This window comes from Trinickia sp., from assembly GCF_051961175.1.
GTDB lineage: Bacteria > Pseudomonadota > Gammaproteobacteria > Burkholderiales > Burkholderiaceae > Trinickia.
The window spans coordinates 13,424-34,062 of record NZ_JBQCDN010000224.1 but is presented as its reverse complement, the minus strand read 5'-3'; the positions used below and the strand labels follow the sequence as shown (position 1 = coordinate 34,062).

Genomic DNA, 20,639 nt, shown 5'->3' with positions numbered 1-20,639 from the left:
GCCGGCGCATCGGCTCGCTTCCCTTGATCCATGGCGGGGTTCCGACCCGGTGCCCGCGCGTTAACTGTCGCGCGCCCACGTCGCGGGGCGTAAATCACGCCGTCCGAAACCGGTCGAAGCTTCGCAAAACTACGAATAGTTGCGCATTCGGCCGCGCCGTTCGCGGGGACAATGTATACCCGTCCCCTCGGAGATCTATGGTGGCGTCGGTGGAACCTATAGGACCCGTCATTGTTTTCGGCCGCTATCGGCTGACGCAAGACCCGCTCAGGCTGACCGGGGATGGCGTCGCGGTGGCCGTCGGCGCACGCGCGCTCGCGCTCTTGTTTGCGCTTGTCGAAGCCGGCGGACGCCCGGTACCGTTCGCCGAACTCGCGAACCGGATCTGGGGGCGACCGGACATCGAGGTCAACTCCGTGCAGGCGCAAGTATCGGCGCTGCGTCGCGCGCTGGGTACGGACCGGGACTTGATTGCGACGATGGCGGGATACGGCTATCGCTTCACCGGTACGGTCGAAATGCGGGAAGCGCGAGGAGCGGCGACGGGCGCGAGCGAGCCGGCACCCGCATACTCACTCAGTGCCGCGCTCCATGTCCCTCACCCTTGCGCGGCCCACATGCCGCTCCATTGCACGCCGTTCGTCGGCCGCTACGCGGAGCTTTCCGAACTGCTCGGGCTGATGTCGATGTCGCGCGTCATTACGTTGGTCGGCGCGCCGGGTTTAGGAAAGACGCGTCTCGCACATGAAGTCGCGCGGCGCGTGGCGACGCATTTTCCGGACGGCATCGGCTCGGTCACGCTCTCGCCGCACATACCGCCCGACGACCTCATTCGCACGCTGGCATTGGCGCTCGGGATCGAGCCGGCACACGGCTGGGGCACGGCTGAACAATTCGGGGTGGCGATCGGTGCGCGCCGCTTGCTGTTGATCGTCGACTGCTGCCAGCCGTTGAGAGGGGCGCTCGGCGATTTGATCAACACATTGACGATGACCGCGCCCGGGTTGCGAGTGATGGTCACCGGGACGGAACCGCTGCTGATCCAGCATGAGGAGGTCGTCGAAGTCGGTCCGCTCGGCATGCCAGATCGCATCGACATAAAAGTTGAAGAGGCTCTGACGTTCGACGCATTTCGCTTGCTGTTTACGCGCCTTGCTATCCTTCAGAACCGGGATCAACGTCAAGTGCGCCAGCACGCGCCGGCGGACATCAACTTGTTCGCGATGTTCGACCTCGGCCGGCTGCTACCGGACGCCGTCGCGACGGCCGCATCGGTGACGCGTCGCCTTGGCGGCACGCCGCTCGCCATCGAGCTGGCGGCATCGGCGATCATGCGGCGCATGCGAGAGGGTGTGCCGTTCGAAGCGGCGTTGCGGGCGTTCGCAACAAGGCTCGAAAGTATGTCGCGCCGCGCGGGCAGGGTGGGCATTTCGCTGGCGCCCGGGGCCGCAATCGCATTGATGCTCGAATTGCACCATGACGCGTTCGATAGTGCGACGCGGGCGCAACTGCGCCGGCTCGGGATCTTCGGCGGCGAGTTCTCGCGCAGTGCGGCGATCGAGATGTTGACGCAGTTTGCGCCGTCGCGGGATGAAGGCGGATTGGACACGCAGCAGATCGATGCGCGATGCGAGGCGCGTCTCGATGATCTGCTCGGCGCGGGCCTGATCGAGCAGTTCGAGTGCGAGCAGGCTGCCGTGCTTCGGCTCCCCGGCGCGGTCAAGCTGTTTGCGATCGACGCGCTCGCGCAGACGAACGAGATGGGACGGGCCGCGGCGGCGCAAGCCCGGTCGCTCGCCGCGCGGCTGCAAACGAACGTTGCGCACGGTGCCGGGCTGACTAACGATAGGCGCGAAGACAGACGCGAGCCCAAGGCGCTCGAACTCGAGCTCGACGCGCTTCGAGCGGCGCTCAAATGGGCCGTATTCAATGACCGGTTCGAAATCGCGGTTACGTTGGTCGAGGCTTCGGCTCCGCTGTGGCGCCGACTGTCGCTGGTGCATGAGCATGTACGCGAGGTTCGTCTCGTGCTGACGCGCCTGACCGCGAGTGCCCGGCCCTGCGCGCGCGAGGAAATGCGGTTGTGGAAATCGCTCGAGTGCTTGCCCGAGACGTGGGCCGTGAGTCGCGCATGGGGGGCGCGGCCCCCCAAAGAGGGGATCGCGCAATCCCGTCTGAAAGCGAGCGACCACGCGGAAGCGTAGGAGATTCGATCGCCGCCTGCGGTTTTCGTCCGCGCGGCTGGACTGACGGGGGAAACCGGAGAGCGCCGATCACGACTTCACCAAGATGGCTGCTGCCACCCTTGGTATGGATTGGGCTGCTGCCACCCTTGATATGGATTGGGCTGCCGCCATCCTTGATATGGGTTGGGCTGCTGCCATCCTTGATATGGATTGGGTTGCCGCCATCCTTGATATGGATTGGGCTGCTGCCACCCTTGATACGGATTGATCCCACCGTACGCAAGGTTGTAATGGTGCGCGCGCCGCATGTACGAGTAAGCCGCGACACCGATCAGCAGCGGGAAGAACCCGACCGTGGTCATCGCCGCCGTGCCGAGTACACCGATGGCGAGGGCCGCGGCGCCGTGCCCCAGCGCCGTTAGCGCACCGCCGGGCCCTTGCATGCCTGGTGCGCCATACCGTATCGCGCCGGAGTTCGGTCGAGCGAACGCGGAATAGGGAGGACCGTAGTTCGCGTCGCGACGTGGCGAGCCTGAATCACGCGGCGAAGATGCCATGTTCGGCTCGGCAGCCTCTGTCCCGCGCGACTTGAACTGGGCCCGGGGTGGGTCGTCCGCCGTTCTCGATCGACGGGAACCCAGGAGGTTGCCGAGCTTATGAAGCGGGCCGTCGCCTGTGGGACCGAGCGGATGGGGGCGGGCCGCGCTCTGACGCGCGGGGCCGCCCGGAGACGCTACGGCTGCCCCGGTGGAAGCGGGCGCCGGTCCGGAAACCGGTCTGGACGTCGAAGTGGGCATCGATGTGGTCCTCTAGAGAGTGGGCCGGCCGGACCATTCGCCAACCCTCGAAGGCTCGGCGCCGCCCGCGGTTCATGTCCGGCTTATGTCCGGCTTTCGTCGGGCTCGACGCTGAAATGCCGGTCCATCCAATCTAACGTGTCCGCCACGTGAGGCGGCTTCAAAGGGCGAGTCATGGCGTACAGGTAGCTGTCGCCGGCGGCAAGCCCGAGGTTCGGTCGAGCCTCGTAGTTCGTCAGCTTCGCTTCGAGCGTGAACCCGAGACGTTCCATGACGCTATGCGCGTTGCCGTCTACCGCACAGCAGGCAAACACACGATAGATCTGCGGCTGGGCGATGAGCCATCGCAGGAATTTGCGCAGCGCATCCAGACTGGCCCGTCGCCGCCGTGCGCCGCCGCGACGGCTGATGACGAAGCAGAACTCGGCACGAGGCGGCCAAGGCTGCAACTCGATCAGTCCCACGAGCCGGCCCGATGCTTTGTCTTCGAGCACCCAGCGGGGCAGGGCACCGCTCTCCCAGTCCTTTTGTGCGATATCGATGAATGCAAGCGTGTCGTCAAGACTCGTGTGCCGAAGATAAGTGAGATGGCGCACCGTGTCCGGATCGCTGAACATTTCGTCGTAGAGCGCTTGAGCGTCGCGAGGTTCGGGGGGCCGCAGCAGCAGTTCGTTGGATTCGATCAGCTCGGGCGCGCGAAACACGGACATCGAGCACTCCATACACGGTTGGTCGGGCGAACTTGCATTTTGTCGTGTGCTCGACATCATCGAGCGCCGTGGTGCGAACTTGCGCGTGTCGACGCGAACGCGACGCCGCGATTGCGCTTCGCAAACACGCCTCGCAAAGCTATCTGCCGGACGATGCGATCGACGCGGCAACCGAGGCCGTGTCCGGGGGACGAACGCGAAGTTCGTATGGTCGACATCAACTTCGCATGTCGCTCGTGCGAGGGAGACGTTTCGTCGTACCGTGCCATCACGTCCAGTGTTATTGACGCCCGTTCGCCGATCCTCACCGACACGTTCAACGCGATGAGCACTCAACCTACCAGACTCACCGCCCCGCGCGGGCCCGTCTCACCCACGCCCGTGGGGCAGACCGGTACGCCGGCTCCGCTTGTTCCGGGCGGTGCGACGCAACGTGCATTGACCGGTCCGATGATCGGACTGCGCGCGATGGGGGCGCCGTCGAAAAAGTGGGGGAGCGGCTCGTTCGGCATACGTAAAACCGCTGCCGATGTCACGCAGAAGGCGAATAGATCCGTTGAGCCGTTGAACGATCTGCAGGCGATTCCGACAGGCTATGCTTTGCCGCCTGGCGTAGGTCGTCCTTCGGCGCCGAATGAGGCGCAGGTGCCGCAACCGCAAAATCGGCCGCCACAGATGCCGGTTCCGCCCGATCGGCCGATGCAGCATCCGATGCTGGCCTATGGCCAGTCGACGTTGCAGCACCTATGGCACTCGTTGACGAAAATCGGCGAAAACATGGCGTCGCTCATCCAGGCTATCGCAAGGGCGATGGGGAACTTGCATCACTGATGCCCGGTTCGGTACGCGGGCCGCGCAACCCGTTTATCCCCGCGTACCGGACGCTATCGCGCCCGAATCGACCCCTGCCGAATCACGCTCGAATCCAGATAAACTCCCCCGAAACGAGACCTTCGAACATTTCGTCGGTCGATTCGATGATGTTTTGCCGCCAATAGCGGCCGTGCTCGGCATAATGCGCAAGCAGATCGGCTAACACGCCGCCGTCGACATCGTGTGTCATCGGCACACGCAGCACGAGTACGATGCCGCCCGTATCCGTGTCGAGCCCGAGTTGTGCCTGATCCTGCGCATAAATCACCAGATTCGCCTCGAGCATCAATCGAAATACGGTCAGCGTGCGTCCCGCCGTCACCGCGCCGTAATGAAAATTCGCGTACATCGCGTTCAGATCGTTATCGAAGTAATCGAGCCGGACGTCGAAGCCTTCCACTTCGATCTGACGAGTTTGCAGCACGTGGTCGACGTCGGGCAGACCTACCGTGTCGCACAGATCGCGGATGAGTTGCGTATAACGTTCCGAACCGTCTGAGTCTGAGGGGGTCACGGCACTCCGAACAAGAAAGAGGAACCGGCGGCGTGTGGGAAAAAATCGGCCGGCACGCGCGAAGCGGATGCCGGCCGACATCGAGACACGAGCGCGCACGCGTAGCGCACACGCATCGCACGACTGATCGATTCGGTCAGTGCGCCGCGCCCGAAACTTGGGACACTTTATTGCCGATGGACGTGGCCAACTTAGCCACGGCATCGGCCGCGCTCACCTTCAAACTGTTGTTGGCTGAATCCGTCTGAAACTTCATGCTGGCCGCCGTCATGATCCCTTGTTCGGCATCCGCCGTGGCCATTGCACCGAGTGAAGTGAGACTACCCATATGCCCTCCTTGGTCAGAAGTTAAAAAGTTGCCTGATGAAACATCGACACGGACGACTCCGTGCTGGACCCGCTCGATACCCGTGTCCCGCGCTGCAGGTGGCCCGCGTTACGGTGCTGCCCGCTTTTCCTGCAAATGCGAAACGATCCGCCCGGCGGCCAGCAGGCCGCGATACAGCTTCGCGAGATTGTCGCGATCGACCTCGGTTTCGCCCGCCACCGCACTGATATTGCGTGCGCTTGCTTCGAGCGCCTCCCGAATCGCAGCGAGGCGTACGCTCCCAGCGGGGTCCGCCAGCGTGCCCTTCAAATTCTTGAAGTCGGTGGCGCAAGCTTCAAATGGTTCATACATGTCCATCATCTCCGGTATTCACTTCGGCAAGGGCAGGAAAGTCGACGCAACGGCAGGCGGCGCAGGCGGGGCGCCGGCGGGTTGTGCCGCGGCGCTCGCGGCCGCCGCGGTCGCCGCCACGCCGGATGCAGGCGCGTCGGCTGGCTCTGGTTCGACATAGATATGCTTGACCCCGTCCGGCGTTTCCGCGTAGTTGACATCGTCGGACGATATCAATTCGGAGAACGACGGCGGCGGTGGCGCGGCGTCGTTCGATTGCGTGAGCTGCAGACGCAACTGCTTCACGTTCGAACTCAAGTCGTGGCGAATACGCGCGACGGCTGCTTCGACGTCGGCCGGATTGGCCACCTTGCCGGTAATGCTGAACGTACCGTGGCCGGCATACGCCACATGCACGCCTTGCGTGCCGAGCGCGTCTTCGATATCGCTCGCGTCGTTCTGCGCGATATCGTATTGACGGCGTATTGCCGTCGACGACAAGCGCGTCAACGCCTTGCGCACGTTGGCGTCGTCCTCCGCCGTGGGCACCATGCCGCTGACGACCACGTTGACGCCTTGCGGCTGGGCGTGCAATTCGTTCATATGCGCTTGCTCGAGTGCGATATTCACGCGCTGCGCGAGGTCGCCCGGATCGCGCGGCAGCGCCGCACGGCTCACGACCGTCGTGATCAACACAGAACCGATGACGACCACGGCACCGAGCATCGTGCACCCCAATACCGCACCGACGAGCTTGCGCTGGCGCGAGCGCTCGGCTTCGTGGCGGGCCTCGTGCGGCTTGACGAGCAACGTCGACAAAAGGTCAAGGTCGCTGGGCCAGAGGGTGTCGTCGGCACCGACGCAAAGCACCGTATCGTCGAAGCGCATTGGCACGAAATCGATCAGCAGCACGGTACCGGGATCGATCGTGTCGGCGCCGCCATCTGACGACACAGGCTCCGTGCCACCCGTCGCGAGCGCTTGCGGCTCGGGAATCAGACGCTGTGCGCTGACGATGCCCGTTTCGTCCACCATCAACAGCACGTCCGCACCGCTCCAGTCGGAAATGCGAATGTCGGCGTCGTCGTCGGAGCCTATCCGATGCGCGCCAGCACTCAGGTGCAATTCCACCCCTGCATGCACACCGGTCAGAATGCGCAGTAATTTCATCGTGTGGCGATTGAGTTGATCGAATGACGCAAGCGGCCGTTGACGCTACTCTAGCCGTTGCGCAACGCCACGTGACCCACCACGCGAAGACCGCAACGGACAGGCGAAAGTGCGCCGCGCCGCCCCGATGCAGGCTCACGGAGAACGCGCGCCGCGCGCGAGCGTTGCACCGCGCAGCAACGTCAAAACGTTGTGCGATTCATGCTCCCTCGTCGTTGTACGGGGCCTTTCGGCGATGAGAAGAATCAGCGGCAGCAGCAGATTGAAAGGGTCGTTTCTGCCCCGAGGGCCTTTGCTCGCGTCGACCAGCCTTTGCCGCAGCGTGCCCATGCCTTCCGGGCTGTGGAGCGATTGACACATTCGAGCGGCATCGAGTCGATCGAGTTGAAGTTCGGCCGCGCCGACGACGCGTGACGCGCTGCGATCGTTTCGCAGCACCAGGAGTGCTTCGCAAAAGGCAGCGCGCACCGCATCGGCATACTCGGGATCGGTCGTTCGTGCGGAAGGAAGCGGCAGTGCACCGCCCGCGCGTGGACGCACAGGCGCCGCCGCGACCCGGCGGATGCCGGGCAGCTTCGCGCGCTTCTCCTCGTGCCCGCCCTGTCCGCCGTGAGAATGACCACCCTCTCCGCCAGAATCTGCACCGCCTTCGCCTCGGCCGCCGACGACGGCATGCTTTTTATCGTCGGCCGGCCCATGACCGTGCTCCGCTTCCTGCCATTCGCCGCCCCTCGTTTTTCGCGGCTGGGGTAGTTTGGCGCGCCGCGTGCGCGCCTGCGGCGAGCCCGGACCGGCTTGGGGCGGGTGATCGGGCGGGTGGGCGAAGCGCGTACCGCCATAGAGCACCGCCTGCCGTCGCACTTCATCATGTGCCTCGGTGGTGCGTTGCGCCTCATGGGTCGCGTGCAGCGTCGCGGCCGCAGGCGGTAATGCCGGGCGGGTGGGGCTCATTGCGGAATCGCTGTTCGCATCACTTCATTGGCGAAATGCAGGATGGCCGCCGCTGAAATCGGCGCGGCGATCGCGATCGCGATCATCACCGCAACGAGTTTGACACCGTGCGAGAGCGTCTGATCCTGCATGGACGTAATCGCCTGAAGGAACGAAACCGCGAGCCCGGCGACGGACGCGACGATCACGATCGGCAGCGACATGTACAAGCAGAGCAACATGCCTTGCGTGGTGAAGCGAATGAGCGTATCGATATCCATGGTTCAGTTTTCAGCATCCAACGCAATGGCGGTCCCGAGGTCGACGGCACGCACGCTAACGGTAGGTCGTCACGAGACCATGGATCAACGTCGACCAGCCGTCCATGACGACGAACAGCAGTAGCTTGAACGGTATCGCGACGTTGGTCGGCGTGACCTGATTGAGCCCCATCGCCAGCAGGACGTTGGCGATGATCAGATCGATCACGATGAACGCGATATAAAGCAGGAAGCCGATCTTGAAGGCGTCCGTCAGTTCGCTCAGCGTGAAGGCCGGCGCCAGCACGATCATGTCGTTTTCGTGCAGATCGCGAGCCTCGTCTTTCGGCCATACGACGCTGGCGGAGCGGATGAAGAAGCGCTTCTCGCGTTCATGCGCATGCTTTTCGAGAAATTTTCGGAACGGTTCGCGCGCGGCCCCGAACACCTGAATCAACGCCTGCGTCGGTTGACCGTCGATTTGCTGCCCTTCCAACGATTGCGCAGCCTGCATGCCGATGGGCGCCATGATGTACAGCGAAACGAGGATAGCGATCCCGTTCAGCACCATATTGGGCGGCACCTGTTGCACGCCCAGCGCGTTGCGCAGTAACCCGAGTACGACCACAATTTTCGCGTACGACGTCACGACCATTGCCACGAACGGGATCAGGCTGATCGCCAGGACGACGAGCAGCAGGCCGGTAACGTTACTGAACTGGACCATCGGTGTGCGCCATTCTGAGGATTCGGATGCCGAGATGTTCGCCGACGGTGACCAGTTCGCCATAGCCGATCGTCTGGCCATGCGTGACGAGCTTCAACTGCGCTTCCGCAACAGGCGTGGAGAGTTCGAGCACGTAGCCGGGACGCAACGCATAGAGCTGCGACAACGGCAAAGCGACGGTGTCGACTTCGAACTGGACGGGCAGATCCAACTCGCCAATGTCGATCGGGCTCTCCGCTTGATCGGGGGCGAGTGAATCGCCGGGGTGGGCTGCGTCGAATTTATCGTTCATTGTCGGCTCTTTCACAATGAGAAGCGTGTGCTTGTCGATCGTCACGGGCGCGTGCAGCCGGGTCAGGCCGGGCGTCCCCCATGCGGCGGTGGCACTGGCGGCGGCGTGCTCGGCCGCGCCGGTGACAACGGGCGAGAGCGTGCTTGCGAGTGCGCGCAGCAATACGTCGCCCGGCGCCAGCGCACGCAGCGTCTCGATCGGAAGACGCTTGGCGCCCAGTACGATTCGCCCGGGGATGAGATTGTCCGCGAGCAGACGCGGTCCCGTTGGCAAGGAATCGGTCGTATGCCGTGCCGCTTGCACGACGTGTGTGGCTTGCGAGGCATGCAACGCTTCGAGCAAGGGCAGCAGCGCGGGGTCGATGTCGATCACGGCAGCATGCGCCCGCCCGTCGAGTGTCAAGGACAGTTCGATTCCAGGAAAGCCGGCTCGTGCGGCTTGCCCGCGCGCATCGCGCACCAGTCGAACCACGCGCAGATCGGTCAGCCCCAACACCTTGAGGCGCTCGAGCAGCGGCTCGAGCATGACGCCCGCCACCGCCATGCGCAACGCGCGCTCGGCGTCGGCGGGCGCCGTGGCCGCGCCGCGCGCGGGCCATGCTGCGATGTCGAGCGCGGGATAGGCTGCCAGGTCGAACATCACGAAGAGGCGACCGGCTGGATGAGCGAGCTCGAGTACGCCGGGCTGCTCGAAGGGCGCAAGCGGCGCGGCGTCCGCCTCGCGCACGGACGCTCGCCACGCGGCGATGCCCGGCAGGCGTCGCACGATGGAATCGGTGGGTGCATGGCAGACGAGCCGCGCCATGCGCGCGACGACGGGAGAAACAGCCCGCAACGGCAACCTCGCGACGCGTGTTGCGCTGCTGGGTTCCTGGTTGGCTTGATTCCGGCCGGGACCGATCGAAGGGGGCGCTTGCCTATCGATGTGTTCGACACCCGTTGGCATTTCGGCGATCGGATAATCCATGCGGTTGTGATCGAAGTGGGGCGGCTCTCATACACTGCGTGGGGCGACGGCAATCTCACTCACCACACCATCAGTTCGATGTCGCGCGGCGTCGACCACGCTCTCAGGAGCGAGTCGATTTCGTGCTTGAGCATGGCGCTGTGATGCAAGAGTAAGGTCTTCACTTCTATGCTGGACGTATCGAAACGAAGCGAAAGCTGGAAGGGCGAAAGCGACAAATATAAAGTCGTGTCGGGCAGGACCGCCTTGTCGAGCGGCATCTGAACGTCCCAATTGCCCGCGCTGCCGACGGCGGGGTCGGCGCAGAAGGTGGCCACTTCGTTCGCAAGCGAGCTCGCCAGTTCGAGGAAGTGGCCCTGCGTGCGAAAGAGCGCATCGACAACCGGGACGGATGCGCTCGACACCTGTTGAACCACGGCTTCGCGCTGAATCGCCGCGGCATGAGCGTCGGCCCGCGCCGCTTCATCGCAGTAAGGGCGCCGGCTCGATTCCTCGCGCCAGTGAAAGGCCTGGACGCTCTCGCGGGCGGCATCGCCCGCCGCCGCTTCCTGCTCCGCGCCGGATGGTGCGATCGGCGCGCGCCCGGAGCGGGCCCGCCGCGCCAGCGCCGAATAATCGAAACGGCGCGTGCGTGCATCGTCTTCACGTGGCTGTCCCGCGAGTTCGCCGGGGATAACGCGCCGTACGCGGGATCCGGTCATGACGGTCGTTGGGCAGGTGGGGAGAGGCGGCTCAGATCGTCACCCGGCCAAGCGGCTGCAGGTCCACGTGCTCGCCGAGTTCCTGGTAGGAATAGACCGACAGCCAGCCGAGCCGCGTCTCGATCATCCGCCTGACGTACCGGCGAATATCCATCGACGTGACGAGCGCGACGCCTTCGCGCGGCGCCTCGCCGACGAACGACTGGATCTGGTCAATCAGGTAGCCGGCTTCCTCCGGCGGCAAGGCGAGGTAGTTGCCGGTCGGTGTCTGCTTGATGCATTGGCGGATGTGCTGTTCGACGGGAAGGTCCAGCATGACGGCCGGCAACTGTCGCGTGCCGCGGGTGGCGCGATGCGCGAGCAACCGTGCGATGTCGGCGCGCACGTACTCCGTCAGCATCAGCATGTCTTTCTCCTTGGCGCCCCAGACGATCAAGCTCTCCATGATGTTGCGTATGTTGCGGATCGGGATCTGCTCTTCGAGCAGGCGGCGCAGCACGTCGGCGATCCGCTGCGGGGGCAGGACCTTCTGTACTTCGGTCACGAGGCCCGGGTATTCGGCGTTTTGTTGATCCAGGATCCACTGCACTTCCTGAATGCCCAAAAAGAGCGACGCGTGCCGGCGCAACATGGCCACCGATGCATGCGCGATGACCTGTTCGGGGCGCCATGCCGGCACTTTGGGCGGCACCGATTTTTCGTCGATCCACCAGGTGGGGCCCGGGCCGCCGTCGAGGCCGCCCCGTTGCTCGCAGCGTGCGGTCAACGCCGCGATTTCTGCCTGAAGCGCCTCGTCCGCGCCCAATGCGTCGGCATCCGGCAACATCACTTTCGCGGGCGGCATTTCGATCGAGCAATACGGCACGTCGTGCATCAGCAGTTCGCACGTCGAGGGTGGCAATGCATCGTTCGTCCAGATCGTGATGCCCGGGAACGGCAGCCCGAGATATTCCTGCAGGCGTGCACGCTCTGCGCCGAACGATTTATCCAATGCTTGAGACGATAGGCGGCCCACGAGATCGGGGGAGATTCGCACGCCGACCGGACAGGCAAAGTGCGGCGCGCGGGTCAGGATGGCGGGCACGTCCACCTTCGAGCCCGCGCGCTGCATCGCGGTAACGGCCTCGCTCGCATGGGTCTCGGCTTCGGGTTCGCGTTTGCCGAGGCGGTAGCCGCAAAACGCCAACGTGGCGGCCAACAGCAGGAACAGCCCGCTAGGGAAGCCGGGCACCGCCGCGAATCCCAACAGCAGCAGGCTGGCAAAGTAAAGCGCACGGGCGCTGGTGGTGAGCTGGCGGCCGATTTCATCGCCGAGCGACAGCGGCTTCGATTCGCCTTCGTCTCCCACGCGCGTAATCATCACGCCGGCCGCAACGGACAGCAGCAGCGACGGAATCTGCGACACCATCGCGTCGCCGACGGAAAGAATGGAAAACCGGTTGGCTGCATCGCCGGCGGTCATGTCGTGATACGCGACGCCCACCGCGATACCGGCCACGATGTTGATGGCCGTGATGATGAGGCCAGCGATCGCATCGCCCTTGACGAACTTCATGGCGCCGTCCATGCCACCATGCAACTGGCTTTCGATCGCGAGCCTCGCACGTTTGCGGCGCGCTTCTTCGGGCGTGAGCAAGTTCGAGCGCAAATCGGCATCGATGCTCATCTGTTTACCGGGCAACGCATCGAGCGTGAAGCGTGCGCCGACCTCGGCCACCCGCTCCGAGCCTTTCGCGATGACGATGAATTGCACCGTGGTGATGATCACGAACACGACGAGGCCCACCACGAGATTGCCGCCCACGACGAGCTCGCCGAAGCTCTCGATGATATGGCCCGCGTCCGCGTGCAGCAGGATCGACTTCGTCGAAGCGATGTTGAGCGATAGCCGATAGAGCGTGGTGAACAGCAGCAGCGATGGAAAGACGGATAGCGAAATGACGTTCGGCACGTACATCGTGATCATCAGCAGGGTGACGCTGATCGTGATGTTGAGCGCGAGCAGGACGTCGATCACGGCCGGCGGCAGCGGCAAAATCATCAGCGAGATGATCGCCACGACAAGTAGCGCGATGCCGACCTCCCCGAGCGCGGGGACTTTCAGTGACTTGATCATCTGGATCCTCTCAAGGTGCCCGCTGGGGTGTCATGCTGCGGAAGCGGCGTTGTTCGCCGTGCGCAGCCGCTCTTTCGCGCCGATCGATTCGACCCAGCGCAGAATGGCCGCCACCGTCTCGAACAGCTCCTCGGGAATCGGATCGTCGACGCCTACCTTGTAGAGCGCTCGCGCCACGGGTGGATTGCCGATGATCGGAACGTTCGCGTCCTTCGCGAAGTGCCGCAATTGCGCCGCGGTCTCGTCCATGCCCTTCGCAATGACGAGTGGTAGCGGGTGTTCGTCGGGTGCATAGCGGATCGCGACGGCGTAGTGCGTCGGATTGACGATCAATGCGTTGGCGAAACCCACGCGCAGGCGAGGGGGATCCTCCGTGGCGAATTGGCGCGCGAGCTTTTTGCGCTCGCTTTTGATTAACGGATCGCCTTCCTGCTCTTTGTATTCGCGTTTGACTTCGTCCTTCGACATGCGCAGCTTGCGCATGAACAGGACCTGCTGAAGCTTAAGATCGATCCCGCCGATCACCGCAAAAGCCACCGTCGCAATACAAGAGAGCCTGACGAGCATGTCCCAGAACATCTTCGATAGTTGGGGCAGCGGTTGATAGAGCGACCCGATGACAAGCGGCAACATCCATTTGACCGCCAACCACATCGTGAATCCGATGACGGCCGCCTTGACGAGCATCTTCGCCAATTCGATCAGCGTGCGCGATGAAAATATTTGCTTGATGCCGGAAATCGGGCTGGCATTGGCGAGATCGGGCACGACCGGCTTCATGCTGATTTGAAACCCGACTTGCGGAATCAGTGCGGCGATCGAGGCCGCGGCTGCGGCTGCGACGCAAGGCACGATGACGATCAGCGCTCGCGTTCCGAGACTGGCCGTCCTGGCGAGCAAATGCGGCAGCGAGTGATCGCCGGCAACGAATTCGAGCGCAGTCGTGACAATCGCGCGCATGGCGCCGGCGAACGCGCCGGCCGCAAGCGTCAGCGTGGCGAGTGCGGCGGCCATCGTGACGGCATCGGTCAGATCGGTGCTTTTCGATACTTCGCCATCTTCGCGTGCGTCCCGAAGCCGCTTTTCTGTGGGCTCTTCGGTTTTTTCTTCACTCATCGGCTATCTCTGCTGACTGCGTGAGACGGAGCGGCGCGTCGCGTCGGGCGTGGATCCTCCGATCCTCCATAACGGGTGACAGTAGCGGGAACGGGCGTGGCCGACGCGATGGGACGCGAACCGGCCGATGCCGGCGCGAAGTCCGTAGCGTCGTTACGAAGCTGCGTAGGTGCGTAGATGAGTAGATGAGTAGATGAGTAGATGAGTAGATGCTTGCGGTGGCAAATGTGGGGCTTCGCGGTGGAGCGCGTGATGTACCCATGCACCCATGCATCCACTGCGCATGATGCGTGCGATCGACGCAGGCCGACTTCGCGTGACCAGCGCATTCTTCGTGATCGGGACGCCGGATGAGGCGGCCCCATAGGTATCGTTGGTTTGTCGTCGACAACCGGATCGGGAGTGGCCGCACTGCGCGACTTCCTTTTCGACCGGCATCCACTTTGCAGGAGTTTCGCGCCATGAGCGTCACATCGCCCGATTACCTGGACTGCAGTCAGGACATTGTCACCGGCTTGATCGAAACCGTCTCCGTGGCGCTTACCAGCAAGTTTCCGGCCGTGGAGGGCGACCCGTTCGATATCGAATTGGTGCTCGACGCGGTGCGCGTCCTGCGCCCGAAGCTGGCCGAGCTGGAGGCGTTCACCGGCCTGTTGCACATGCTGCACGGCAGGTGGGACGACGCGGTCCGTGTCTTCTCATGGGTGATTGCCAATGCACCGCAATTCTCCTACGCGAAAGCGCTGCTCGCGTTCTGTCTGGCCGTCAAGGGCGATCCGGGCTGGCGGCTCAGTGCGACGGAGGCGATCGAGCAAGACCCGAACCGGGACACGCTTCAGTTGGTGCGCGTGCTCGAAGCGCGCGAGGATTTGCGGGCAGCGGTTCGCGTGTATCGGAACGGCGGGAAGTTCGAACTTCCGCCGTCGATTGCGGCATTGAACGAAGAATCGCAAGCGGCGGCTGCCGGATCCGACACGCCGGCGGAATCGATGTCCGGGGCGCACCTGGCAGAGGCCATGCCGCAGCAGAGCTACCTGCGCATTTGATTGGATCCCGGTCTCATTTCATCTTTCGGAGGTCGCTCATGAGCATCGTCATTACCCCTGAGCAGCTGAAGACTGCTTTGCAGCGCACCGCGCAGCCGGCAACCGATCCCTCCACGCAACAGCTTGGCGACAAGTTCAAATCCATGATGCAAAACCCGCACATGGAAGCGCCCCACGACAAAAGCAGCGGCATGAACGTCGTGTCGAAGCTCGCGGCGGCACAGGATGCGGAGCTGCAGCAATCGGTGAACGACGCGCTTTCGCTCACGCAGAACGCGGCAGGCATGTCGATGCAAGAGATGACGGCTGCCGGCACGAAGGTCGTGCTCGAAATTGCCGGTACGCAGCTCGACATGCAAGCGAAGATGGGCGTCATGAATTCGTCGAGATCGTCGCTCGACACCTTGATGAAGAATCAATAGACCATGCGCCACTCCGGACCGGGCAGCGTGTCGTCCGCGACGCGCACAGGCATCCTGTGCGTGACATTCGTTTTGCTGGCGGTGTTGGCCGGGTGTAACAAGGAGCTGTACGGCAACCTGTCGGAGGCCGACGCCAACGAGATGGTCGTTGCCTTGCTGGAGCAAGGTGTCGATGCATCCAAGACGACATCGGACAACGGCAAGACCTGGGCGCTCGATGTGGATCAGAGTCAGGTGCTGCGTGCGATGCAGGTATTGCGTGCGCGCGGGCTGCCGCACAGCAAGTACGACGATCTCGGCATGCTGTTCAAGAAGGACGGTCTCGTGTCCACGCCGACTGAGGAGCGCGTCCGGTTTATCTATGGTCTGGAGCAGGAGATTTCGGCGACGTTGTCGAAGATCGATGGCGTGGTGGTGGCGCGCGTGCAAATCGTGTTGCCGAACAACGATCCGCTCGCCCAGCAGATCAAACCCTCGTCGGCCTCCGTATTCATCAAGTACCGTCCCGATTCCGATGTGAATGCGCTGCTGCCGCAAATCAAGACGCTCGTCATGCACAGCGTGGAAGGGCTCACCTACGAAGCCGTGAGCGTCACCGCCGTGCCCGCGGAAGCGGTCGATGTGTCGAAGGTGCCTGAAACGTCCTCGCCGTTGCGCGTGGTGGCCATCGCCGGTGCGGTGTTCCTCGCCTGCGCGGCGGGGCTGTTCCTGTGGACGAAACGGGGTATTTCCGCCAAGGCCGAAAAGGACTCGCTCGTTTCCAGGCTTAAAGCGCTGCTGGCACGCATCCAGAACGGCAAGTCTTCCTCGGCGATTTGATGGGCGCCCCGACGACGTTTCCGTTCGCGCGGATGGCGGCCGCATTCGCCGCCTACGAGCGCAATGTCCGCGATGCGGCGCACTGGGCGCATCCGTCTTGGCTGGCCACAGCGTTGGCGGTGACGGAAGACGATCTCGGGCCGTTGCGGGCTGCGCTTGCGAGCGCGGAGCCTGGCCATGTGGATGCGCTCTCGCGTTCGCTCGTTGGCATGGCCGGTGTCCAGCCGCACCCGTTCGACGCGTTGCGCGCGCCGAGCCTGGCCGTTCTCGACGCGTTGCCGCCTGAATGGGGGCTTCGCGTTCTGCGGATGCGCGCGCTGATGCGCCGCCGCGCCGACGTGCGGCGCCTGATCGATAAACGAAGCCGTACGCGGTTGTCGGAATGGATCGGCATACCGGTCGATCGCTTGACCGGCGGTGTGCACGATGCGACGAACGCGGCTGGCAGCGCGCGTTTGACGGGACGTTCGTCTCCGCCTGCGTTGGATACGCTCGATGCGCAAGCGCTTGCCTGCGAGGGATGCGCGCTGATCATGCGCGATATGCCGGCCGGCGCCGCGCCGTTTTCGCTATTGCGCCTTGCATTGCCGCGTGAAATGCGCGTGCCGTCATGGCTTCAAGACAGCCCCGGCGAACTCGATACGGGCGGCACCGCGGGCCTCGTTGCACGATTGCCAGAATGGATTCCGGAGTGGGCATGGTTATTTGGTTGAGGTCGGATCGAGCCTTGCCGGATGCGCGGGCTGGAGCATACGGTGATGTCATTCCGCGTGACGCGTTCGGCGCATTGGTCGAAATCGACGAAGGCTATGCGCAACTCGCCGCGGATCGCGACGTTATCCTGGCGCAGGCGCGTCAGGAAGCGCAGGCCATCATCGATGCGGCGCACCGGGAGGCACAGCAGATCGTCGAACAGGCGCGATGTGAATATGACTGCGCGGCACAGCGCGGCTATCAAGCGGGTGAGAAACAGGCGCTGGCGGATTGGCTTGATCGACTCGCCGATGTCGGCGACGAGCAGCGCAAGATCCAGACCAAGTTGCGCGAGCGTCTGGCCGAGATCGTGACGCTCGCGGTGGAACAGATCGTCCGCGTGCAGCAAGCGGATACGCTCTTCGAGCGGGCATTGTCGACGATCGATCATATCGTCGAAGGGGCAACGTATTTACGCGTTGCAGTGAGCCCGATCGATTACGACAAGGCCTGTATTGCCTTCGAACGTCTGTCGGCCAGATGGCGGGAACTCGGTCGCCCGTTTCCGCTTTCGGTCGTGGCGGACAAACGGCTCGAAGCGGGCAGCTGCATCTGCGAATCGGATTTCGGTTCCATCGACGCGAGCCTCGCGACGCAATTGCGCGCGATGCGTTCCGCGGTGGCACGCGCGCTCAAGCATTCGCTGCGCGAACTGCATGAGATCGCCGATGTGGCCGCTGCCGCCGCTGCGGCGGGTGCCGATACGGCGGCGCAATGACGACGATCGGATAGCGGAATGAATGCGCCACACGACGATCTCGCGGCATTCGCCGTCGCCCCGGGCAGAGGGAGGATCCCGGGCGTGGAAGACCTGGCCGACGCGATCGAACGCGAACTGTTATCGGCGAGCAACGTTGCGCGCAGCGGCAAAGTGCTCGAGGTCATCGGCACGCTTGTCAAAGTCGGTGGACTCGACGTCAGCCTCGGCGAGCTATGCGAGCTGAGGTCTGCGAACGGCACGCTGCTGCAGCATGCCGAGGTGATCGGCTTTACGCGCGATGTCGCGCTGCTGTCGCCGTTTTCCCGGCTGGCCGATATCTCGCGGTCGACTCAGGTGATCGGGTTGGGGCGATCGTTATCCGTGCCGGTAGGGGATGCGTTGCTGGGCAGGGTGATCGACGCGCTCGGGCGGCCGATCGACGGCAGGGGGCCGATCGAAACCGACGACGAGCGGCCTGTCTTCGCCGACTCGCCCGATCCGATGAGCCGCCGTTTGATCGATGCGCCGTTGCCGACGGGTGTGCGTATCGTGGACGGCATGATGACGCTGGCGGAAGGGCAGCGGATGGGCATCTTCGCGCCCGCGGGTGTCGGCAAGAGCACGTTGCTCGGCATGTTCGCGCGCGGGACGCCGTGCGACGTCACGGTGATCGCGCTGATCGGCGAACGCGGCCGGGAAGTGCGCGAGTTCGTCGAACTGATTCTCGGGGCCAAAGGCATGGCGCGGTCGGTCGTCGTATGCGCGACGTCGGATCGATCGTCGATCGAGCGCGCCAAGGCGGTCTATGTTGCCACGGCGATCGCCGAGCATTTTCGCGATCGCGGCAAGCGCGTGCTGCTTATGATGGATTCGCTGACTCGCTTCGCGCGCGCCCAGCGCGAGATCGGTCTGGCGGCCGGCGAACCGCCGGCGCGGCGCGGCTTTCCACCGTCGATCTTCGCGGAGCTGCCGCGCTTGCTCGAGCGCACCGGCATGGGGGCGCGCGGTTCGATCACGGCGCTGTATACGGTCCTCGCGGAAGACGAATCCGGCAGCGATCCGATCGCGGAGGAGGTGAGGGGGATTCTCGATGGACACATGATCCTGTCGCGCGAGATCGCGGCGAAGAATCAGTATCCGGCCATCGACGTGCTGGCCAGTCTTTCGCGTGTCATGCCGCAGGTGACGTCGCGCGATCACGTGCGCGCCGCTGCGCGGGTGCGGGAACTGCTGGCCAAGCATCGTGACGTCGAAATGCTGTTGCAGATTGGCGAATACAAGCCGGGCGGCGATGCTGCCGCGGACGAAGCCGTGAGCAAAATCGACTCGATTCGTGCGTTTTTCTCTCAAGGGACCGACGAATTCGCCGCGCCGGAAGAGACGATAGCGCGGCTGCTCGGGTTGGCCGGCAGCCGGGGCCGCTAACGATGCGGGTGACCGATCGGCCCACCGCCGCGCTCCGGCGGAGCGTTGAGCGCCGCACGAAGATGGAGGAGACGTTGCGCGTGCGGTTGGCAACCGAGCGCGAGGCGTGCACCCGGCTTGAAGCGGAGCGCGATGCCAGGCGCGAGGCGATGCGCGTGGAGCATGACCTGTTGCAGGCGTGCCATGAACGCATTGCGCGAATGATGTGCGATGGCCACGCGTTTTCGCCCGCGGATCTGAACGCCAGCATGCGTTACGCGGAGATCGTCGAACAGCGGTTGCGCCAGTGCGAAGGCGAACTCGCGGCGGCCGAGGACACCCTGCGCGCCAAAGAAAGCGAAGTCGCCGCCACGATACGTGCGATCGCCAGCAACCGTGGGCGTATCGATGTCTGCAACGCGCGCATCGACGAGATCGGACGCGCACGCGCCAACGCGGCGAACGACATCGCGGACGAGGAGGCGGAAGAGGCGGTGCTGGCGCGCATGCGCGCAGCGGGGCCATTGATCGTCCGACCCAAGAGATGAATAAAAAATGCAAGATGCGCTGACGACGTTATCGCAACTCGGTATTACGCTGACGCAGGCGTTCACGGTGCTCGGACTCTGTTCGATGCGGCTTTACGTGATGCTGTTCATCTTTCCACCGACGTCCGACAGCGTGTTGCAGGGCGTCGTGCGCAACGGCATCGTGTTGTTGTTCGGTTCGTTCATCGCTTATGGCCAGCCTGCTTCGTTGATGACGTCGCTGTCGAATCTGGCACTGGTGGAGATCGTCGTCAGAGAGGCGGTGATCGGCCTGGTGCTCGGCTTCGCTGCCTCGACGGTATTTTGGGTGGCGGAGGCGGCGGGGATCTACGTCGACGATCTGACCGGTTACAACAACGCGCAGATGGTCAACCCCTTGCATCAAGACCATTCGACACCGACCGGTACGTTACTGGCGCAGGTGGCGGGGGTGGCGTTCTGGGCGCTTGGCGGCATGATGTTTCTGCTCGGCGTGCTGTACGAGTCCTATGAATGGTGGCCGCTGACGTCGAATACGCCAGTGGCGGCGAACGTGCTCGAAAGCTTCGTGCTGCACCAGACCGATACCCTCATGCAGACCACGGCAAAACTCGCCGCGCCAATGTTGTTCATTCTCGTACTGGTCGATTTCGCGTTCGGATTCATTTCGAAGTCCGCGGAGAAGCTGGATTTGATCAGCTTGGCGCAACCGGTCAAAGGGGCGTTGACGGTGCTGATGCTGGCGCTTTTCGTGGGTATTTTTATCAGCCAGGTGAGAGATCAGCTGGTATTGACGGGCCTTGGCGCGCAAGTGAAATCGATGGCCCATGCCGTTAAAAAATAGCGCCGCCGCTGCGCCGGTGAAGGCGTTCTTTCGGTGCCTCGCGCACCAGTTCGCGCGGTTCCTTCTTCGCGGCGCGATCGCATGGCATCGTTCACGCTCATGCCATTC

General features: G+C 63.7%; 23 protein-coding genes. 11 read left to right on the top strand and 12 right to left on the bottom strand.

Translation table 11 applies throughout. The annotated features are described in order from the left end of the window. The first annotated feature begins 209 nt into the window (after positions 1 to 209). The gene (locus tag ACTHL0_RS13545) at positions 210 to 2,204 is read left to right on the top strand and encodes a winged helix-turn-helix domain-containing protein (RefSeq protein WP_440567262.1); all 1,995 of its coding nucleotides are present in this window, start codon (positions 210 to 212) and stop codon (positions 2,202 to 2,204) included. Between the two features lie 85 nt (positions 2,205 to 2,289). Next, positions 2,290 to 2,454 (top strand): hypothetical protein, encoded by a 165-nt coding sequence (locus ACTHL0_RS13540; RefSeq protein ID WP_440567261.1) that lies wholly within the window; start codon positions 2,290 to 2,292, stop codon positions 2,452 to 2,454. Between the two features lie 612 nt (positions 2,455 to 3,066). Here the strand turns inward: ACTHL0_RS13540 and ACTHL0_RS13535 are convergent. Further along, complete coding sequence (locus ACTHL0_RS13535; protein ID WP_440567260.1) at positions 3,067 to 3,693, bottom strand: GNAT family N-acetyltransferase; 627 nt, start codon at positions 3,691 to 3,693, stop codon at positions 3,067 to 3,069. Positions 3,694 to 3,900: 207 nt separating this feature from the next. On the opposite strand from ACTHL0_RS13535, the gene ACTHL0_RS13530 reads away from it, so the two are divergent. Then, positions 3,901 to 4,524: a hypothetical protein gene (locus tag ACTHL0_RS13530; protein ID WP_440567259.1), complete on the top strand. Its 624-nt coding sequence runs from the start codon at positions 3,901 to 3,903 to the stop codon at positions 4,522 to 4,524. Between the two features lie 82 nt (positions 4,525 to 4,606). On the opposite strand, the gene ACTHL0_RS13525 is transcribed toward ACTHL0_RS13530, so the two are convergent. The 11 genes from ACTHL0_RS13525 to sctU all read right to left on the bottom strand — a co-directional run bounded on the left by ACTHL0_RS13525 (position 4,607) and on the right by sctU (position 14,016). Next, entirely contained in the window at positions 4,607 to 5,080 is a 474-nt protein-coding gene (locus tag ACTHL0_RS13525) for a CesT family type III secretion system chaperone (RefSeq protein WP_440567258.1), read from the bottom strand. Positions 5,081 to 5,216: 136 nt separating this feature from the next. Beyond that, on the bottom strand, positions 5,217 to 5,408 hold the full coding sequence (locus tag ACTHL0_RS13520; protein ID WP_440567257.1) for a hypothetical protein: 192 nt from the start codon (positions 5,406 to 5,408) through the stop codon (positions 5,217 to 5,219). 108 nt (positions 5,409 to 5,516) lie between these two features. Further along, a complete protein-coding gene (locus ACTHL0_RS13515; RefSeq protein WP_440567256.1) occupies positions 5,517 to 5,759 on the bottom strand; it encodes a type III secretion protein in 243 nt (80 codons plus the stop codon). A gap of 18 nt (positions 5,760 to 5,777) precedes the next feature. Further along, positions 5,778 to 6,908, bottom strand: a complete 1,131-nt coding sequence (locus ACTHL0_RS13510; RefSeq protein ID WP_440567255.1) for a secretion protein — start codon at positions 6,906 to 6,908, stop codon at positions 5,778 to 5,780. A 135-nt stretch (positions 6,909 to 7,043) separates the two neighbouring features. After that, the gene (locus ACTHL0_RS13505; protein WP_440567254.1) at positions 7,044 to 7,859 is read right to left on the bottom strand and encodes a hypothetical protein; all 816 of its coding nucleotides are present in this window, start codon (positions 7,857 to 7,859) and stop codon (positions 7,044 to 7,046) included. After that, the gene (sctS, locus tag ACTHL0_RS13500; protein ID WP_440567253.1) at positions 7,856 to 8,119 is read right to left on the bottom strand and encodes a type III secretion system export apparatus subunit SctS; all 264 of its coding nucleotides are present in this window, start codon (positions 8,117 to 8,119) and stop codon (positions 7,856 to 7,858) included. Before sctS ends, ACTHL0_RS13505 begins: the two co-directional genes overlap by 4 nt. A 55-nt stretch (positions 8,120 to 8,174) precedes the next feature. Further along, positions 8,175 to 8,825: a type III secretion system export apparatus subunit SctR gene (gene sctR, locus ACTHL0_RS13495; protein ID WP_440567252.1), complete on the bottom strand. Its 651-nt coding sequence runs from the start codon at positions 8,823 to 8,825 to the stop codon at positions 8,175 to 8,177. After that, positions 8,809 to 10,083 carry a type III secretion system cytoplasmic ring protein SctQ gene (gene sctQ / locus ACTHL0_RS13490; RefSeq protein WP_440567251.1) on the bottom strand — a complete coding sequence of 425 codons (1,275 nt, stop codon included), beginning with the start codon at positions 10,081 to 10,083 and terminating at the stop codon, positions 8,809 to 8,811. The genes sctR and sctQ overlap by 17 nt, the downstream gene beginning before the upstream one ends. A 59-nt stretch (positions 10,084 to 10,142) precedes the next feature. After that, positions 10,143 to 10,784 carry a type III secretion system protein SctP gene (gene sctP / locus ACTHL0_RS13485; RefSeq protein ID WP_440567250.1) on the bottom strand — a complete coding sequence of 214 codons (642 nt, stop codon included), beginning with the start codon at positions 10,782 to 10,784 and terminating at the stop codon, positions 10,143 to 10,145. Between the two features lie 31 nt (positions 10,785 to 10,815). Further along, positions 10,816 to 12,900 carry a type III secretion system export apparatus subunit SctV gene (sctV, locus tag ACTHL0_RS13480; protein WP_440567249.1) on the bottom strand — a complete coding sequence of 695 codons (2,085 nt, stop codon included), beginning with the start codon at positions 12,898 to 12,900 and terminating at the stop codon, positions 10,816 to 10,818. Between the two features lie 30 nt (positions 12,901 to 12,930). Continuing rightward, a complete protein-coding gene (gene sctU, locus ACTHL0_RS13475; protein ID WP_440567248.1) occupies positions 12,931 to 14,016 on the bottom strand; it encodes a type III secretion system export apparatus subunit SctU in 1,086 nt (361 codons plus the stop codon). Positions 14,017 to 14,477: 461 nt separating this feature from the next. Here sctU and ACTHL0_RS13470 point away from each other — a divergent pair, with 461 nt between their 5' ends. The 8 genes from ACTHL0_RS13470 to sctT are packed head-to-tail and all read left to right on the top strand — an operon-like array spanning position 14,478 to position 20,531. After that, positions 14,478 to 15,062 (top strand): HrpB1 family type III secretion system apparatus protein, encoded by a 585-nt coding sequence (locus ACTHL0_RS13470; RefSeq protein WP_440567247.1) that lies wholly within the window; start codon positions 14,478 to 14,480, stop codon positions 15,060 to 15,062. A gap of 38 nt (positions 15,063 to 15,100) precedes the next feature. Continuing rightward, positions 15,101 to 15,484, top strand: a complete 384-nt coding sequence (locus ACTHL0_RS13465; RefSeq protein WP_440567246.1) for a type III secretion protein HrpB2 — start codon at positions 15,101 to 15,103, stop codon at positions 15,482 to 15,484. A 3-nt stretch (positions 15,485 to 15,487) separates the two neighbouring features. Then, positions 15,488 to 16,303, top strand: a complete 816-nt coding sequence (sctJ, locus tag ACTHL0_RS13460) for a type III secretion system inner membrane ring lipoprotein SctJ (protein ID WP_440567245.1) — start codon at positions 15,488 to 15,490, stop codon at positions 16,301 to 16,303. Beyond that, the gene (locus tag ACTHL0_RS13455) at positions 16,303 to 17,016 is read left to right on the top strand and encodes a type III secretion protein HrpB4 (protein ID WP_440567244.1); all 714 of its coding nucleotides are present in this window, start codon (positions 16,303 to 16,305) and stop codon (positions 17,014 to 17,016) included. Before sctJ ends, ACTHL0_RS13455 begins: the two co-directional genes overlap by 1 nt. Next, positions 17,001 to 17,774: a type III secretion system stator protein SctL gene (gene sctL, locus ACTHL0_RS13450; protein ID WP_440567243.1), complete on the top strand. Its 774-nt coding sequence runs from the start codon at positions 17,001 to 17,003 to the stop codon at positions 17,772 to 17,774. The genes ACTHL0_RS13455 and sctL overlap by 16 nt, the downstream gene beginning before the upstream one ends. An 18-nt stretch (positions 17,775 to 17,792) precedes the next feature. Continuing rightward, positions 17,793 to 19,181: a type III secretion system ATPase SctN gene (sctN, locus tag ACTHL0_RS13445; RefSeq protein WP_440567242.1), complete on the top strand. Its 1,389-nt coding sequence runs from the start codon at positions 17,793 to 17,795 to the stop codon at positions 19,179 to 19,181. 8 nt (positions 19,182 to 19,189) lie between these two features. Then, positions 19,190 to 19,708, top strand: a complete 519-nt coding sequence (locus tag ACTHL0_RS13440) for a type III secretion protein SctO (protein WP_440567241.1) — start codon at positions 19,190 to 19,192, stop codon at positions 19,706 to 19,708. Positions 19,709 to 19,715: 7 nt separating this feature from the next. Beyond that, complete coding sequence (gene sctT, locus ACTHL0_RS13435; RefSeq protein WP_440567240.1) at positions 19,716 to 20,531, top strand: type III secretion system export apparatus subunit SctT; 816 nt, start codon at positions 19,716 to 19,718, stop codon at positions 20,529 to 20,531. The last annotated feature ends 108 nt before the right edge of the window (positions 20,532 to 20,639 follow it).

What these genes read in the sequence shown, in the direction of transcription:
- ACTHL0_RS13540 (WP_440567261.1), top strand. Translation starts at nt 2,290, where the DNA reads ATGGCTGCTGCCACCCTTGGTATGGATTGGGCTGCTGCCACCCTTGAT.
- sctP (WP_440567250.1), bottom strand. Translation starts at nt 10,784, where the DNA reads ATGACCGGATCCCGCGTACGGCGCGTTATCCCCGGCGAACTCGCGGGA.
- ACTHL0_RS13470 (WP_440567247.1), top strand. Translation starts at nt 14,478, where the DNA reads ATGAGCGTCACATCGCCCGATTACCTGGACTGCAGTCAGGACATTGTC.
- ACTHL0_RS13465 (WP_440567246.1), top strand. Translation starts at nt 15,101, where the DNA reads ATGAGCATCGTCATTACCCCTGAGCAGCTGAAGACTGCTTTGCAGCGC.
- sctV (WP_440567249.1), bottom strand. Translation starts at nt 12,900, where the DNA reads ATGATCAAGTCACTGAAAGTCCCCGCGCTCGGGGAGGTCGGCATCGCG.
- sctJ (WP_440567245.1), top strand. Translation starts at nt 15,488, where the DNA reads ATGCGCCACTCCGGACCGGGCAGCGTGTCGTCCGCGACGCGCACAGGC.
- sctQ (WP_440567251.1), bottom strand. Translation starts at nt 10,083, where the DNA reads ATGGATTATCCGATCGCCGAAATGCCAACGGGTGTCGAACACATCGAT.
- ACTHL0_RS13535 (WP_440567260.1), bottom strand. Translation starts at nt 3,693, where the DNA reads ATGTCCGTGTTTCGCGCGCCCGAGCTGATCGAATCCAACGAACTGCTG.
- ACTHL0_RS13515 (WP_440567256.1), bottom strand. Translation starts at nt 5,759, where the DNA reads ATGTATGAACCATTTGAAGCTTGCGCCACCGACTTCAAGAATTTGAAG.
- ACTHL0_RS13510 (WP_440567255.1), bottom strand. Translation starts at nt 6,908, where the DNA reads ATGAAATTACTGCGCATTCTGACCGGTGTGCATGCAGGGGTGGAATTG.
- sctT (WP_440567240.1), top strand. Translation starts at nt 19,716, where the DNA reads ATGCAAGATGCGCTGACGACGTTATCGCAACTCGGTATTACGCTGACG.
- ACTHL0_RS13455 (WP_440567244.1), top strand. Translation starts at nt 16,303, where the DNA reads ATGGGCGCCCCGACGACGTTTCCGTTCGCGCGGATGGCGGCCGCATTC.
- ACTHL0_RS13505 (WP_440567254.1), bottom strand. Translation starts at nt 7,859, where the DNA reads ATGAGCCCCACCCGCCCGGCATTACCGCCTGCGGCCGCGACGCTGCAC.
- sctN (WP_440567242.1), top strand. Translation starts at nt 17,793, where the DNA reads ATGAATGCGCCACACGACGATCTCGCGGCATTCGCCGTCGCCCCGGGC.
- ACTHL0_RS13530 (WP_440567259.1), top strand. Translation starts at nt 3,901, where the DNA reads ATGGTCGACATCAACTTCGCATGTCGCTCGTGCGAGGGAGACGTTTCG.
- sctL (WP_440567243.1), top strand. Translation starts at nt 17,001, where the DNA reads ATGGTTATTTGGTTGAGGTCGGATCGAGCCTTGCCGGATGCGCGGGCT.
- sctR (WP_440567252.1), bottom strand. Translation starts at nt 8,825, where the DNA reads ATGGTCCAGTTCAGTAACGTTACCGGCCTGCTGCTCGTCGTCCTGGCG.
- sctU (WP_440567248.1), bottom strand. Translation starts at nt 14,016, where the DNA reads ATGAGTGAAGAAAAAACCGAAGAGCCCACAGAAAAGCGGCTTCGGGAC.
- sctS (WP_440567253.1), bottom strand. Translation starts at nt 8,119, where the DNA reads ATGGATATCGATACGCTCATTCGCTTCACCACGCAAGGCATGTTGCTC.
- ACTHL0_RS13520 (WP_440567257.1), bottom strand. Translation starts at nt 5,408, where the DNA reads ATGGGTAGTCTCACTTCACTCGGTGCAATGGCCACGGCGGATGCCGAA.